At 60.8% G+C, this 13,274-nt stretch carries 12 protein-coding genes; 10 read left to right on the top strand and 2 right to left on the bottom strand.

What is annotated here, in order from left to right:
• Positions 1–9: 9 nt before the first annotated feature.
• A complete protein-coding gene (locus tag BV034_RS21450) occupies positions 10–669 on the bottom strand; it encodes a hypothetical protein (protein ID WP_050029026.1) in 660 nt (219 codons plus the stop codon).
• Positions 670–675: 6 nt separating this feature from the next.
• Here BV034_RS21450 and dnaX point away from each other — a divergent pair, with 6 nt between their 5' ends.
• The 3 genes from dnaX (at position 676) to BV034_RS21435 (ending at position 4,253) form a co-directional block, all read left to right on the top strand.
• On the top strand, positions 676–2,736 hold the full coding sequence (dnaX, locus tag BV034_RS36745) for a DNA polymerase III subunit gamma/tau (RefSeq protein WP_050029025.1): 2,061 nt from the start codon (positions 676–678) through the stop codon (positions 2,734–2,736).
• 59 nt (positions 2,737–2,795) lie between these two features.
• The gene (locus BV034_RS21440; RefSeq protein WP_009961067.1) at positions 2,796–3,110 is read left to right on the top strand and encodes a YbaB/EbfC family nucleoid-associated protein; all 315 of its coding nucleotides are present in this window, start codon (positions 2,796–2,798) and stop codon (positions 3,108–3,110) included.
• Positions 3,111–3,746: 636 nt separating this feature from the next.
• Positions 3,747–4,253, top strand: coding sequence for a hypothetical protein (locus BV034_RS21435; RefSeq protein WP_265593296.1), 507 nt, complete (start codon positions 3,747–3,749; stop codon positions 4,251–4,253).
• Between the two features lie 100 nt (positions 4,254–4,353).
• Here BV034_RS21435 and BV034_RS21430 read toward each other — a convergent pair whose 3' ends face one another.
• The gene (locus BV034_RS21430) at positions 4,354–6,309 is read right to left on the bottom strand and encodes a phospho-sugar mutase (RefSeq protein ID WP_050029052.1); all 1,956 of its coding nucleotides are present in this window, start codon (positions 6,307–6,309) and stop codon (positions 4,354–4,356) included.
• 168 nt (positions 6,310–6,477) lie between these two features.
• Between BV034_RS21430 and BV034_RS21425 the strand changes: the two genes are divergently transcribed.
• The 7 genes from BV034_RS21425 to BV034_RS21395 all read left to right on the top strand — a co-directional run.
• On the top strand, positions 6,478–7,362 hold the full coding sequence (locus BV034_RS21425) for a LysR substrate-binding domain-containing protein (protein WP_050029023.1): 885 nt from the start codon (positions 6,478–6,480) through the stop codon (positions 7,360–7,362).
• A 146-nt stretch (positions 7,363–7,508) separates the two neighbouring features.
• Positions 7,509–8,009 carry a nuclear transport factor 2 family protein gene (locus BV034_RS21420; RefSeq protein ID WP_050029022.1) on the top strand — a complete coding sequence of 167 codons (501 nt, stop codon included), beginning with the start codon at positions 7,509–7,511 and terminating at the stop codon, positions 8,007–8,009.
• A gap of 106 nt (positions 8,010–8,115) precedes the next feature.
• Positions 8,116–9,051 carry a class I SAM-dependent rRNA methyltransferase gene (locus BV034_RS21415; protein ID WP_050029021.1) on the top strand — a complete coding sequence of 312 codons (936 nt, stop codon included), beginning with the start codon at positions 8,116–8,118 and terminating at the stop codon, positions 9,049–9,051.
• A gap of 36 nt (positions 9,052–9,087) precedes the next feature.
• Positions 9,088–10,374 (top strand): histidinol dehydrogenase, encoded by a 1,287-nt coding sequence (gene hisD, locus BV034_RS21410; protein WP_050029020.1) that lies wholly within the window; start codon positions 9,088–9,090, stop codon positions 10,372–10,374.
• Positions 10,375–10,448: 74 nt separating this feature from the next.
• Complete coding sequence (locus BV034_RS21405) at positions 10,449–11,306, top strand: AraC family transcriptional regulator (protein ID WP_265593295.1); 858 nt, start codon at positions 10,449–10,451, stop codon at positions 11,304–11,306.
• 238 nt (positions 11,307–11,544) lie between these two features.
• Complete coding sequence (locus tag BV034_RS21400) at positions 11,545–12,801, top strand: MFS transporter (protein WP_050029018.1); 1,257 nt, start codon at positions 11,545–11,547, stop codon at positions 12,799–12,801.
• A gap of 103 nt (positions 12,802–12,904) precedes the next feature.
• A partial coding sequence (locus tag BV034_RS21395; protein WP_265593294.1) for a Gfo/Idh/MocA family oxidoreductase occupies positions 12,905–13,274 on the top strand: 370 nt, incomplete at its 3' end.

Genomic DNA, 13,274 nt, shown 5'->3' with positions numbered 1-13,274 from the left:
GGCAGCGGCTCAGTTGATCGGTGGGGGAAGGGCGTCCGTGGGACCCTCGGCGGCACCGCTTTTCACATCGGCCGGGACCTTGATCGAGGGAGCTTTCTGGGCGGGTGGCGCGGGTGCCGGGGGCATCGCAGGGGCTGGCGCCGTCGGCTGAGTCGTGGGAGGGGGAGAGAAGGCAGGCGGGTGCTGGGTGCCGTGTCCCGTCTGGCCGGGCATGACGCCGGGAACCATGGCTTCAGGACCTGCATGGGTGCCAGGCGCTGAGGTGGCCGTGCTGGGGGCCCCGACGGCAGGCGGCTGGCCTGCCACGGGCAGGATCACGACATCACCACGCTTCGGGAAGCCTTCCACGATGTCCGCAGAGATGAAGTTCTGTTTGGATTCCGGGGTGACGATGAGGGACGCCTTGTTGCCAGTCTGGGGCTGGGTGATCAGCTTGGTGCCGGGGGGGAGCGTCATCCGCGACTCTGTCCGGACCAGGACGAACTGCTGCTCCGGGTTGACCACCTCCACCAGACCGATGGCCATGTCCTGTTTGGGGGGCTCCTCTTTGGCCTTTTCCGCGGGTTTTTCCTCCTTGGGTTTGCGCATCAACTTGCTCATCGTGCCACAGCTGGTGCATGCCAGAGTGGCCAGGCCGAGGGTGAGCAGGATGGATTTCTGAAAAAGCATGGCCGGATGCTAGACGGTCATCTTCGTTTGGAAATTAAAAATGCCGAAATGCGGGGTGGAAAGGACGGGGCTCCCCGCTACGATTGGCGGGTGAGTTATCAGGTTTTCGCCCGCAAATACCGGCCGCGCACGTTTGAAGACGTGCTGGGGCAGGACCACGTCGTGCGCACGTTGCGCAATGCCATCGCCCAGAACCGTTTGGCGCATGCCTACCTCTTTGTGGGGCCCCGTGGGACGGGCAAGACCAGCACCGCCCGCATTTTTGCCAAGGCGCTGAACTGCCCCAATGGACCCCGGGTGGACTTCGACCCCGATGACGAGGTCTGCGTGGAGATTGAGAAGGGGATCAGCCTCGATGTACGCGAGATTGACGGTGCCAGCAACAACGGTGTGGAGCAGGTACGTGAGCTGCGTGAGGAGGTGAAATTTGCCCCCACCCGCTGCCGGTACAAGATCTACTACATCGATGAGGTGCACATGCTGAGTACGGCGGCCTTCAACGCGCTCTTGAAGACGCTGGAAGAGCCACCTGAGCACGTGAAGTTCATCTTCGCCACAACCGAGGCGCACAAGGTGCTGCCCACGATCATCAGCCGCTGTCAGCGGTTTGATTTGCGTCGCATCCCTGCCGGTCTCATTGCCAAGCATCTCCTGCACATCGCCACCCTGGAAAAGGTGGCCTTGAGCGAAAAAGCTGCCTACGCCATTGCCAAGGGGGCAGAAGGCGGGATGCGTGACGCGCAGTCCATGCTGGACCAGTTGGTGGCGTTCTGCGGGGAGCGGATCGAAGAACAGGACGTGCTCGACATCTTTGGGTTTACCCGGGGTGAAACAGTGGCCAATCTGGCGGCACGCATCCTGGACCGCGACACTGTGGGGGCACTGAAGGAACTCCACACCCAGGCCGATACAGGCAAAGACCTTGGGCGCCTGCTGACCGACCTCATCCAGCATTTCCGCACTCTCCTGGTTCACCAGGTGGACCCGGCAGCGGCGGAGGAAGATCTCTCGCCAGAGGTGGCAGACATGGTCAGACAACAGTCCGCCTTGGTGCAGGCAGAATCCCTGCTGCGGGTGATGGACGGTCTTGCCGAAGTCGATGCCCGCATGCGCTGGGCCAGCAACAAGCTGCTGCATCTTGAAATTGGCGTCATCCAGGCGGTGCAGACCCTTGGAGAAGTGACCTTGAGCGAGGTGATTGAGGCCTTGGGTGGCGCACCTAGTCCGGATCTGATCGCGCGGCGCGCGGCTCCTCCGGTGCCGTCCCGTGCCGTGGTGGAAGCTCCAACTGCGGAGCGCCCGCGGCCTGCGCCGGTGGCTGTAGCTGCTCCGGCACCTGCACCTACCCCTGCTCCTGCCCCTGCTCCTGTCGCAGAGCCAGCGCCGCTACCGGCACTCTTCCGTGAGGAGCCACCGGCTCCGGCTCCGGTGCCGCCGTTGTTCCGCGATGAACCCCCTCAGGCGGACCGCCCCGCACCGATTACTGTTGCGCCGACTCCGCCGCCAGTGGCAGTTCCAGTTGAGGTTCCTCCTGCGGTAGAACCTGCCGTGCCCACTCCCGCCCCGGCACCCGTGGCCGAGGCTCCGGCAGTTCCTCCTTCTTCTGCGGGAGCCACTCCGGAAGAACAGTGGCGTCAGATCAAGGAGCGATTCCGCATCAAGAGCCCGCTCAAGGCGGATTATCTGGATGTGGCAGCGCTTCAGTCCTGTGAAGGCAAGACGCTGCGCATTGGCATGCCCACCTCTGAGGCGGGCCACCGGGATGCTCTGCTCTATGCTCCTGTCCGCAAGTCGCTGGAAGAGATCATGTCAGATGTGATCGGGCGCCCCATGATGCTGGAGATCAACCTCGATCCCAGCATGGAGCCGCCGCCCATGGCCGAGCCAATGTTCACTTTCTCCGATCCGGAGCCTGCGCCTGCCAAAGCGCCGTCCGCACCGAAACCGGAGCCCAAGGCGGAAGCCAAAGCTGAGGCGGCCAAACCGGCCATCAATGAAGATTTCTACAATGACCCCCTGATTCAGGAGGCCTTGGTCAAGTTCAAAGCCACCTTGGTGAAGCCCTAAGGCTTTCAAGGGCTCCCGTTTATTTCCTTTCCCACCAACCACGCACCTACCTTTCCCGCATGAACATTCAGAAGATGATGAAGCAAATGCAGCAGATGCAGTCCAAAATGGCTCAGACCCAGGACGATCTCGCTGGCAAAACCATGGAAGTGAGCTCCGGAGGCGGCCGCGTGACGGTCACCGTCACAGGGGCGCAGGAAATCACTGCCATCAAGATCAACAAAGAGATCGTGGATCCCGAAGATGTGGACATGCTGGAGACCCTGGTGCTGACCGCCGTGCAGCAAGCCCTGGCCAAGAGCAAGGAAATGGCTGCTGGCGAGATGGGCAAGCTGACCCAGGGGATGGGCCTGCCTCCTGGCATGGGATTCTAGAAGCGCTCCGCGCTGAACTCGCACTCTTCCTGATGCTTCTTCGTTGAAGGATCAGGAAGAGAGTGAGGCGGATGTCGGGCGACATCGATCCGACGTGTGGGCGACGAATGGTGAGGCACTCGCTCAGTGCAGCGATGCACGTTCGCAGAGAGGGCGAAGCGATTCATTGGGTATGAATGCCCACGAACCCAAACTCACCGGTGGATGCCTTTGCGGAAAGACCCGATACGAAGCCGCTGGGGCACCGCATGACATCACGCATTGCCATTGTGAGGACTGTCGGCGGAGCAGTGGCTCTGCCTTCCTGACCTGGGCGTCCTTCTGGCGCGCCGACTTTGCTTTCACTTCAGGCGACCCTCGCACCATCGAATGGGCGGGACGTAGTCGGAGTTTTTGTCCGGAATGTGGGACACCGCTCACTTTCCAAACAGTACCGGGCGCAGAAGAGGTGGCCGTCACCGTGGCCAGTCTGGATCTACCTGGGTCTGTCATACCAACGGACCATACGTGGACTCAGGATCGTCTGCCTTGGATCCGCTTGGATGATGGACTACCCGAGTACGCACGAGATCGCAGGTGAAATTGCCGGGGCGCGGAGAGGTTGACTAACGATGGGCGGATTTGTACGATGGGCCCATGAGTCAGTTTGGCCGGTCATTGTTTGGAAGAACGACCTGGATGTTCTGGGTGCTGGCTCCTATAGCCTTCGTCTCCGCCTTGCTGTTCTCACTGGTGGCCTATGGAGGGCTGCGGTCGGGAGACTGGGCGGCGGGCGGAATCGGGCTCGCCCTGACGATCTCTTGTGTGCTGTTGATCCTGGTTCTTTGGGGCCGGGGCATGGCCTGGGCGGGAAGGGGACTCTGTGGGATCGTGGCACTGGCCTATCTGGTTTACCTCGTCCATGAGTGGGGATGGGATCGTGAATCGCTTCCCGACTATCACGGCAGGAGTCAGGCTCATCCTATCAATGCGACGCTGGGCTTTCTCGTGATCGGGCTGCCCTGTGCGTTCTACGCCTTTTTAGGGAGGTTCACGTGGAGCGAAAAAGCAGAGATGGAAGTCGTGGAGGATGACGACCAGGAGGAGGAATCTGACGAAGACGATCTCCCCGAGCAGGAACACGAGGGGCGGGAAAGGCAGTGATGGTGCAGTTCCACCCTCCGTCCAAAAAGAAACAGGCGTCCTGCCAGCGGGGCTGACAGAACGCCTGAATGAAGTGAACGGGAAAGGTTGACGGCTAGAACTACGCGAGACGGGCGTCGATGTCCTTCTCGATGGCGCTCCAGAGCGTCTTCAGACTGCTGCTGACCTTCTCCTTGGCAGCGGAGAGTTCTTCAGCGGTGAACTTGCCACTGGAGGGCTGCTGGCGACCGTAGAGGTAGTATTTGATCTTGGGCTCCGTGCCGCTGGGGCGCACCGCGAAGGCGCGTCCGTCGGCGGTGAAGACCCAGAGCATCTTTTCCTTGGGGATGGTGTCGCCTTCTTCATCAAGGTGGCCGCCCTTGCTGTAGTCCACGGTGCGAATCACCGGACTGCCATCGAACTCGGTCGGAGGCTGGTTGGCATAAGAGTCGGCCAGCTTCTGAATCTTGGCGGCTCCTTCGGCACCCTCAAAGGTTTTGCTGTGGTTGCTTTCGAGGAAATAGCCGAACTCGGCGTAGATGTCATCCAGCAACTCCACCAGGGTCTTGCCTTGTGACGCGGCATAGGCTGCCACTTCGGCGAACATGACCACGGCGCCATTGCCATCCTTGTCACGAGTGGAGTCGGTGCCGAGGTAACCGTAGCTTTCCTCACCGCCGAAGACGAAGAACTTGCTGTGCTCCAGACGGGCGGCACGGGTCTCTGCATCCGTCATGTCGCGATACTTGGCGCGGATGTCGGCGGGAAGGGCCTGCTCGTACTTCTCCAGCTTGGCGCTGATGTATTTGAAGCCGGTCAGCGTGTTCACCACGCCGATGCCAAAGCCTTCGGCCACGGCAGACTGGAGGTCTGTGGTGACGAAGGTCTTGATGAGGACGGCGTTCTTCTTGTTGGCGTCGTTGATGATGCCGAGATCGAAGAAGGTTTTGATACGGTACCAGCCAATAAGTGAACCGATCTGGTTGCCCGTGAGAAGCTGCATCTTGCCATCCGGCCCACGCACGCCCACGCCCATACGGTCGCAGTCCGGATCCGTGCCGATGACGATGTCCGCGCCTTCCTTGTCAGCGAGGGCCACAGCCATGGCCAGAGTCGGGGCGTTTTCTGGGTTCGGGGAGGCAACCGTGGGAAAACGGCCGTCGAAGATATCCTGCTCCGGCACGGTGAGAGTGTTGAAACCCAGCTTGCGGAGGATACGGGGAACGAGCACGCCACCTGCACCATGCAGGGCGGTGTACACGATCTTCAGGTTGCGGGCCTTCTCGAGGAGCTGGGGCTGGAGCATGAGGGCTTCCACCCGCTTGAGGTAGATTTCGTCCATCTCCTCACCCAGGATGGTGAGCGTGCCGCGCTGATCTTCGGGAAGGGGAGTGTAGGCCTCGCTCTTGATGGCGTTCACTTCCGTGATGATGCCGGTGGCGTGCGGTTCCACGATGCCGGCGCCGTCCGCGTAGTTGACCTTGTAGCCGTTGTCGTGGGCGGGGTTGTGGGAGGCAGTGAGCATCACACCAGCGTCGGCGCGGAGCTGACGGACGGAGAAGGACATCTCCGGCGTGGCGCGGGGGCCGTCAAAGAGGTACACATCGCAGCCGAGATCGGTGGCGATCTTGGCGCAGTCTTTGGCGAACTCCGGGGAAAAATGACGGGTGTCGTGGGAGAAGACGATCTTGGGCTTGCCCGCGAGGCCGGCGTTGGCGCGGTATTTGATCGCGTAGGCGACGAGGCCTTGGGTGGCACGGGACACGTTGTACTCGTTCATCGAGTTGGTGCCCACGCAGGCGTACTCGGGGCGTGCATCAGCGGCTGCGTTGCCACGCTCTGCGCCAGTGACGATCTTGCCGATCGTGCGGCCGCGGAGGCCCCCGGTGCCAAATTTCAGGGCGGCGTAGAAGCGGTCGTTCAGTTCCGTCCACTCCCCGGCATTGGCCAGTTCCTCGACGCTGGCGCGGTACACGGGATTGACGCTGCCCGCGAAGAGGGACTGGATGTTTTTGAGGCTAGATTCGAGAAGTTTGCCGTCATCGGCGGCTTGCTGGAGCTGGGATTCAAGCGACATGGGCGAGAGTATGACGAGGTGATTGGGTGGGGTAAAGCCGATCTTAGGGCTGGCCCTGAGGTTTGCAAATTTTGTGAAGGGCACGAAGCGGTTGTCACGATAAAGCCCATATGTATTGACAAAGCTGGTTGATGGCAATTCATCCATAGGGAAAAGTCATGGGTGAGCATGCCGCCTGATCTCGATCTCGATTTGATTCGCTGCTTTCTGGCGGTGGTGGAATGTGGTGGGTTCACCGCAGCTGCCGGCAGGCTCCACCTAAGTCAGTCCGCGGTGAGCTTGAAGGTGCAGCGTCTGGAGAGCCTGCTGGAGAAGGAGGTGTTCATTCGCTCCAGCCGCAGTCTGAAGCTCACGGCGGAGGGGGAGGTGGTACTGGGGTATGGCAGACGGCTGCTGGCGCTGAACCAGGAGATGCTGGACCGAATTCAGCAATCAAACCAGGGAGGGACCTTGCGCCTGGGAGTGATGCCGCAGTTTGGCCTGATCCCCTTGCCGGAGCTGCTTTCGCAGTTCAAGCGATCACATCCCAAGATCCGGCTGAGTGTCGAGGTGGGCATGACCTCCCAAATGCTGACAAAGCTGGAGGCGGAGGAGATGGACTTGGTGATCGGGGCGTCTGGGAGGCCGGTGCCGGTTGCTTTGCTGGAGGAGAGCCTTCTCCTCAGGGAGCAGGTGGTGTGGGTGCGGGCGGCGGGCTCCCTGGTGGACCCCTCTGAGGATCCGCTGTCGCTGGTGTTGTTTCCGGAACCCTGTCTGTACCGCCTGGCGGCACTGGAGCGGCTGGAGGTGGCGGGTCGCTCTTGGGAGGCGGTGTACACCAGTGCCAGCCTGGCCTCCGTCCAGGCGGCGGTTCTTGCGGATTTGGGGATCGGCGTACTGGGGGAAAGGTCGGTGGTGCCGGGGATGAAGGTGATCGCAACAAAGGGGCGTCAGGCCCTGCCTCCGCTGCCCGACATGGGCATTTCCATCTACCGTCGGAAATCGTCTTCAAACACCCTGGCAAGAGTGATGGGGGACTTCGTTTCACGAGCGGTGGACATGGCCACCCACTGAAGGCTGCATCCATTGGCAAATGGCATGGATGCCATCAGTTCATTCAATTTTCGCTGGGACGGGAGCGGTGATCAACTGTGGGGCCGACAATCAATCACGGGTGGTCCGCATTCCGCTCCAGGTCCAACTCCAAAATCAAGCCCACCATGAGATTCCTCAAACCTGCCCTTTCTGCCGTCGTGGCACTCCTGTCCATGACTCTCACGAGTCTTCTGGCAGCGGAGCCCGCCAAACCGCAAACCACCGGGGAGAGACTGCTCTCTGAACTCTGGGCCAAAGTCTACAATCCACCGCAGGACCTCAGCGTCATCGACCGGCTGTGCAACGAGGACTTCATTCTCACGACCTCGGGCAAGGATGTGGTGGGGCGGGCAGCTTTCAAAGAGTGGGTGCGAAATTTCAGCAGCCGCATTCGCGATTTGAGACTGACCAACCTGGACATGTTTTCAAGCGCTGATGGCACTCGCGTCGTTTCCCGGTGGGTGGTGAAGGGTTACAATCAGGGCATGTTTGGCACCCCGGCGGACGATCAGCCGGTGGAGTTCACGGGCATCGCCGTGTGGGAGGTGCGGGATGGCAAACTGGCGCACAACTGGGTGGAGCGTAGCGCGTATGAACTGATGCAGAAACTACAGGCTCCCAAGTAAGCCGAGATTGCAGGCACCGGGTGTGGCCCCGCCAATGTGATGTCAAAACAGGGATGCCGTTGCAATCCGGCTGCCTGTCCCACATGTTGGCCGCCCACCCAAACGCATGGACGAAGGAAAACTGCAAAACGCCTGGAATACCCGGCAGCGCCTCATGGCGCAGGCCGCTGCTGCCACCACCTGCTACCGCCTGCTCGATGCGGAAGGGGACGGTTTCCCAGACCTGTGGGCGGAGTGGTTTGACGGACGTTTGCTGTTGCAGACTCAGCGCCACCAACCTACGGACATGCGTCCGATGGTGAAAGCCTTTCCGGGGATGAGGTCCATCTACTGGAAGCGGCTGGACCAGCGGGACAAGGAGTCGCCGACCTGGCTCTGGGGGGAGAAGGTGGAGGAGCCGTTCACGGTGCTGGAGAATGGGGTGAAGTACGAAATCAGCTTCACCAGCGGCTACTCCCAGGGGATCTTCCTGGATCAGCGGGACAATCGCCTGGCCATTCGGGAGCGGATCTCCCAGTCCGAGCCTGGGAGTCAGCGGGTGCTGAATCTCTTTGCCTATACTTGCGCCTTCTCCGTGGCGGCAGGAGCAGGGGGCGGGATTGCCACCAGCGTGGACCTGAGCCCCACCTACCTCGACTGGGGAAAGCGGAATTTGCAGCTCAACGGAATGGATCCCGCCAGCCACTACTTCGTCAAAGGGGACGCCTTTGACTGGCTGCAGGCCTTCGCCAAGAAGGGCCGGAAGTGGCAGGGAGTCATCCTGGACCCGCCCACCTTCTCCCGCGGACAGGTGAAGAAGGTGTTTCGAGTGGAGGAGGACTACGCGGAACTGGTGAAGCTGGCGACCCAGGTACTGGAGCCGGGGGGTTGGATGCTATGTTGTGCCAACACGCGCAAGGTGTCCTCATTTGAGATGGAGGAGCAGGTGCGCAGTGGAGTGGCCCAGGCACGACGCCGGTTAAGCGAGTTCCAAAGTGTCCCCATGCCAGCCGATTTTACGGGCGACGCGTATTTGAAATCATTCTGGCTGGATGTAGCCTGAGTGCCCTGGTCAAAACCCCAGACAAGTCATCTTTCCATGAGAATCCTCCGCTACACTGACGCCACCTACGCTGACGCCCTCTGCCGCCTGAACCGTCGCGCTGAGGCCTCTGACCGCGTACGGGACGTGGTGGCCGCCGTGATCGCAGACATCCGGCAGAACGGGGACAAGGCCCTGTTGGAGCTGACTCAGAAATTTGACGGGGCCAGTCTGACGGCCGACCAGCTTGAGGTTTCACCGGAAGAAGTGGCTGTCGCGGTGGCCAGCCTGACCCCGGAGGTGCGTGCGGCGCTGGATGCCTCCCTCAGGAACGTCACTACGTTTGCCCAGCAGAGTCTGCGCAAGGACTGGTCGATGATCAACGAGCAGGGGGCAGAAGTGGGAGAAGTGTACCACCCCTTTGAGCGGGTGGGGGTCTATGTGCCAGGTGGGACCGCCCCCCTGGTGAGCACCGCCATCATGACCGTCGCCATCGCCGCTGCGGCGGGCGTGCCGGAAATCGTGGTCTGCTCGCCGTGTGGCAAAGACGGCAAGGTCAATGCCAACCTGCTCGCCGCGTTGAGCCTGGCAGGTGCGACGGAAATCTACCGCGTAGGCGGCTCGCAAGCCATCGCCGCCATGGCGTTTGGCACGGAGACGATCAAATCGGTGACCAAGATCTTCGGCCCTGGCAACAGCTATGTGGTCGAGGCCAAGCGGCAGGTGTTCGGCGTTGTTTCCGTGGACCTGCTTCCCGGGCCGAGCGAGGTGATGGTGCTGGCCGACAGCAGTGCCAATCCTGCCTTCATCGCCGCCGATCTGCTGGCGCAGGCGGAGCACGGCAAGGACAGCGGCGTGGCTTTCCTCACCGATGACGAGGTCCTCCTCAATGCCGTGGTGGGTCAGGTGGAGACCCAGGGCCAGAAGCTGAAGCGCCAGGAAATGGTGCGCTCAGTATTGGACAAGGAGTGCTTCCTCATGCTGGTGCCGACGCTGGAAGAGGGCGCGGAGATCGTGAACAACTACGCTCCGGAACACTTGAGCCTCATCACCTCCCGCGAGCAGGAGATCCTGCCGCTCATTCGCACCGCCGGGGCGATTTTCCTTGGAAACTACTCTCCGGTGGCGGTGGGCGACTTCCTGGCCGGCCCGAGCCACACTCTGCCTACTGGCGGTGCTGGCAAAAGCTTCCCGGGGTTGACCGTGGACATGTTCCAGAAGCGCACCAGCATCGTGCGGTTGAGCAAGGAAGCCTGCGCCAAGTCCGAGCCCATCGTGCGGGTGTTCAGCGAGATCGAGGGACTCGATGCCCACGGTCTGAGCGTGAGCGTGCGTGGCGAGTAGCGGAGACGCACCCCTTTTCCATAAGGAGAGTTTCTTCTTGCGGCGTGGGGCTGGCATGCGAGACATGGCGTGCCGTGCACACGCTGCCGATTCGCGAACATATACCCCGTCGTCCGGAAGATCCCATCTTCTGTGAGCATCTTGCTGGCTCCACCTATGGAACGCCATGGCATTTTCATCCCGAGTTGGAACTTGTGCTGGTCAAGAAAAGCCAGGGATACCGCATCGTGGGGGACAATATCACCAACCTCTCGGCAGGAGATCTGGTGCTGGTGGGATCCAACCTGCCGCACCTCTGGCATCAGGACAACACTGCGGGGGAGCTGGAGGCGGTGGTGGTCCAGTTTGTGGCAGATTTCCTCGGCCGCGAGTTTGCAGTGCGCAGCGACTTTGAGCCAGTTCGGCAATTGATGGACAAGGCGCGGCGAGGTCTGCACATCACCGGGGAGGTGCGGGACCGTGTGGCGGAACGAATGAGTGCGATGGTCGAGCTGGGGCCGCTGAGGCGTCTGGCCGAGCTGCTCAGCATTCTGGATGACCTGGCTCATTCGCCTGGCGTGGCGTTTCTCAGCTCGCCCGGCTTTGCCCCGCAGTTGGGGCTGGGGGATCAGGCCCGGGTGGACCGGGTGATGCAGTTCATTCACAAGCACCTCTGCGAGCCGATCAACCGGGACCAGGTGGCAGCCATTGCGGCGCTCAGTCCCGGTGCCTTCAGCCGGTTCTTCCGCAGCCGCACCGGCAGGACCTTTCCCGCCTATCTCAATGAGCTTCGCTTGGGAAGGGCTGCGCGACTCCTCTCCACCACGGATCTTCGCGTTGTGGATGTGGCGGCGGATTGTGGCTTCAGAAACCTGGCGCATTTCAACCGCCTGTTCCTGAAATGGAAGGGCGTGACCCCCAGCGAGTTCAGGAAGCGCCTTGGCGGGGCCTGACCCATTGTGGGTTAGAGCGAGCTCAGGCTCTGAACTTTTTATGTCATTTAGCGATGGAAATGACATACAGAGCAACGCGGTGGCTGCTCGTGACATAAGATGTACGTACCTCGGCCAAACATGACCTTTTGCGGTTGTGTGGGACGCGAATTCTCCGTTCCCAACGGCGAATATTTCTGTTCCCAACCCGTAGTGTTCAATCCATAATCCGCGCCAGTTTCATCTTCAACACCCGCCCATGAGCAGTCCATCTCGATCTCCCTTCGCCAAGTTGTTCACCATGATGATCCTGGAGTTCTTCATCTGGGGGGCGTGGCTGCCATTGATCTGGGACTACATGGGGGGGCCAATCGAGAAGGGGGGCTTGGGCTTCACTGCAGCGCAGACCGCCTGGGTGGGCAGCGCGTTCGCCATTTCCTCCATCCTTGCCATCTTCTTCAGCAACCAGTTCGCTGACCGCAAGTTCTCTGCGGAGAAGTTCATGGCATTTAGTCACCTTGTGGGAGGGATTGCGATTCTGGCTCTCTTCTGGGTGAAGTCGTTCCCGCTCTTCTTTGTGCTGATGCTGGTGCACTCCATCTTCTACGTGCCCACGATCTCCGTGGCCAACTCACTGGCCTTTGCCAACATGTCGAACGCGACCCGGGAATTCGGCCTGGTCCGTATGGGCGGCACCATTGGTTGGATCCTTGCTGCCTGGCCGCTCTACTTCGTGCTGCAGGGCAAGGAAGGCGTGGACGCGATGAACGCGACCCGGAACATCTTCCTCATCTCTGGCGGTGCCTCGCTCGTGCTGGCGGCTTTCAGCCTTGCTCTGCCGCACACTCCTCCGAAACCGGCCACAGGCGAAGCGAGTCTGGCCTGGCTCAAGGCGGGCAAGAACCTGATGATCCCGTGCATCCTGGTGCTGTTTGTGGTGACCTTCATCGACTCTACCATTCACAACGGTTACTTCCTCGTGACGGGTGGTTTCCTCGAAAACAAAGTAGGCTTCAAGAAGGAATGGATCATGCCCATCATGAGCCTCGGGCAGGTGGCAGAGATCCTCACCATGGCGGTGCTCGGTCTGGCTCTGAAGAAACTCGGCTGGAGAAAGACCCTGCTCTTCGGCATCGCTGGCCACGTGATCCGCTTTGCGGTCTATGCCTACTTCCCAGAAAGCAAGCCGCTCATCATCGTGGTCCAGCTGGTGCATGGCATCTGCTATGCCTTCTTCTTCGCCACGGTGTACATCTTTGTGGATGCCATCTTCCCGAAGGACGTTCGCTCCAGTGCCCAGGGTTGGTTTAACCTGTTGATCCTCGGAATTGGTGACCTGGCGGCCAAGTGGACTTTCATTCCGCTCGCCAAGTCGCTCACCAATGCTGAAGGCGTTACAGACTACAAGAACTTGTTCCTGGTTCCGACCGGTCTGGGTGTCCTGGCCATGTTGCTGCTGCTCGTAGCATTCCACCCGCCCAAGGACGTTCAGCCGGATGGCAACGTGAGCCACTAAGGCCCGCGAAAGTCGAAAGAACAGTCATCTCCGGGGCCGTCCTGTATTCATCTGCAGGACGGCCTGTTTTTTTCCAAGAACCCTACAGCACCCCTTCCTCCTCATGAAAACTTGGCGCATTGCCGGCATCAACTTCGATCACTTCCACATGGGCGACCTGCTGCGGATGGTGCATGAGCATCCCTCGGCGGAGATCGTGGCCATCAGTGACGAGCAGCCTGAACGGCTCGTGGAGGCAACGCGCAATTTTGGGCTGGGTGAGGGACAGGTGTTCACTGACTACCGGGCGTGCCTGGAGCAGACCCAGCCGGACTTGGTGATTCTTTGCCCTGCGGCGTCCTGTCACGGCGAGTGGGTGGAGAAGGTGGCTCCGTATGGTGCCCACGTTATCATGGAGAAGCCTTATGCCGGCACATTGGCGGAGGCGGATGCCATGGCGAAGGCGATGGCGGCGACTGGCAAGGAACTGATCG

Source organism: Verrucomicrobium sp. BvORR034 (assembly GCF_000739635.1).
GTDB lineage: Bacteria > Verrucomicrobiota > Verrucomicrobiia > Verrucomicrobiales > Verrucomicrobiaceae > Verrucomicrobium.
This window is presented reverse-complemented; position numbering and strand designations above follow the sequence as displayed.